Source organism: Actinomadura logoneensis (genome assembly GCF_003428695.1).
GTDB lineage: Bacteria > Actinomycetota > Actinomycetes > Streptosporangiales > Streptosporangiaceae > Spirillospora > Spirillospora logoneensis.
This window is the reverse complement of the sequence record NZ_QURH01000595.1, coordinates 1-2020: the sequence shown is the minus strand read 5'-3', so window position 1 is coordinate 2020 and position 2020 is coordinate 1. Positions and strand designations below refer to the sequence as shown.

The window sequence follows — 2020 nt, the reverse complement described above, 5'->3', positions numbered from 1 at the left end:
GCGCCTGCTCGTCGGCCCGCCAGCCCGCCCGCGCCGCGTGCGCCGCGTCCATGGCCGCGTCGAGCTGCTCGCGCGTCGCGTCCGGGGCCCGCTCGGCGACCTCGCCGGTCGCCGGGTTCACCACCCCGAACGTCCCGGCCGCCGCGACGGCCTCCCCGCCGATCGTCATCGTGTACCCGGCCACGGAACCTCCCACCTCGGCACCTTTACCGAACGAGGTTCAGTATTCACCCCCCGACCGGCCGCCACCACCCCGCCGGACCCGCGGACCGGAGCGTTCCATGGCGCCGGGCCGCCCGGCGGCGGCCGAGGGGGTTCCGGGGGGATTCCGCGGGATTTCCGGGGGAGTCGAGCCCGTCCGACCTGGGTGGGGGCCGGTGGCCGGAGTCGGGCGGCAGGTGGCCGGTTCCGGCAGGGCCGCTGGGCGCGGCCGGACGGGCGGGACATCATCCAGCACATGCGATCACGACTCTCCGCGGCGCTCGTCGCGGGTCTGACGGTGGCCCTGGCGGCGGGCACCGGAACGGCGGCGTCCGCGCGCTCCCCGCAGGCGCCCGCGCACCGGCCGGGCCTCATCGACCCGCATCCGTGCGACGGGCAGCCGGGCTTCACGTGCGCGACGCTCCGGGTGCCGCTCGACCACCGGAACCCGGCCCGGGGCACCCTCGACCTCCAGGTCGGGATGTCCGACTTCACCGCCGCCCCCAAGGGCACCCTGCTGTTCCTGACGGGCGGCCCCGGCCAGCCGGGCGTGCCGTACCTGACCCGGATGACCCGGCAGCGGCTGCCGGAACTGGCGAAGAACTACCGGTTCGTGGTGATCGACCAGCGCGGCACCGGGCAGTTCGGCGCGATCGACTGCCCGAAGCTGCAGGCGCAGGTCGGCAGCTCCGACATCGCCCCGCCGACGCGCGACGCGGTGGCCGAGTGCGCGTCGGTCCAGGGCGACCGGCGCGGCTACTACACCACCGACCAGACCGTCGGCGACCTGGACATGTTCCGCAGCGCGCTCGGCGTCGACAAGTGGGTCGTGGACGGCGTGTCCTACGGCTCGTTCACGGCGGCGAACTACGCCGCCTTCCATCCCGGCCATGTCGCCAAGGCCGTCCTCGACTCGGTGCTGCCGCACACCGACCCGAACCGCGAGCAGATGCTCTACACGACCGGGCAGCGCGCCGTGGCACGTGTGCTGCGCGACGCCTGCCGGACCGCGCCCGCCTGCGGGTTCGACCCGGCGCGGGACGTCGCGTACCTGGCGCGCCATCGCAAGGACGCCGTCCTGCTGTGGGACGCGCTCGTCTCGTACGAGTTCTTCGACCCGACCTACCGCGACCCGAACCCGCCCGGGCTGCCCGCCGGCTCCGGCGACGTGGTGGGCGCGATGCACGCCGCGCGGCAGGGCGACCCGACCAGGCTGGACGCGCTGATGAAGCTGATGGCGCCGGGCGGCGACCCCGTCGCGGGCTTCAGCGCGGGACTGCACGAGGCCACCATCTGCGGTGACGGCGTGTTCCCCTGGGGGACGTCGGAGACTCCCGTGGAGCGTCGTCCGGCGGCGCTGGAGTACGCCCGCCGCCACCTGCCCGCCAGCGCCACGTGGCCGTTCACCTCCGAAACCGCCGTCGGCGACGGCTTCATCCAGGAGTGCCTGACCTGGCCGGTCGCGCAGCACAACACCGAGGCCAAGCGGAAGCTGCCGCCGGTGCCGGTGCTCGTCCTGAACGGCGACCGCGACCTGTCCACACCGCTGGAGTGGGCGCGGGAGGAACTCGCGAACGCTCCGAAGGGCAGGCTCGTCGTCGTCAAGGGCGCGAGCCACTCCATCCAGAACCGCGAGCGCGGCACGCAGGGGCGCGAGGCCGTCTACGCCTTCCTCAACGACTGACGCGCGTTGGCGGTCGGCATGTCTTGACGGCCGAGGTGTCGAGGGATCAACGGATCTCGTGCGAGGTGGACGTCCACGCACGTCCGCACACGTGGGACGCCGCCGTCCGGACGGATCATGTCCGTCCGGACGGCG

Annotated in this window: 2 protein-coding genes; one reads left to right on the top strand and one right to left on the bottom strand. The window is 74.2% G+C overall.

Features of this window, described 5'->3' with window-relative positions; translation table 11 throughout:
- Positions 1–196 (bottom strand): aldehyde dehydrogenase family protein (locus DZF91_RS24520; protein ID WP_235834522.1); only part of this gene is annotated, 196 nt, incomplete at its 3' end.
- 261 nt (positions 197–457) lie between these two features.
- Here DZF91_RS24520 and DZF91_RS24515 point away from each other — a divergent pair.
- The gene (locus DZF91_RS24515) at positions 458–1885 is read left to right on the top strand and encodes an alpha/beta fold hydrolase (protein ID WP_117359634.1); all 1428 of its coding nucleotides are present in this window, start codon (positions 458–460) and stop codon (positions 1883–1885) included.
- The last annotated feature ends 135 nt before the right edge of the window (positions 1886–2020 follow it).

Coding starts and splice junctions, on each gene's coding strand:
- DZF91_RS24515 (WP_117359634.1), top strand. CDS start 458: ATGCGATCACGACTCTCCGCGGCGCTCGTCGCGGGTCTGACGGTGGCC.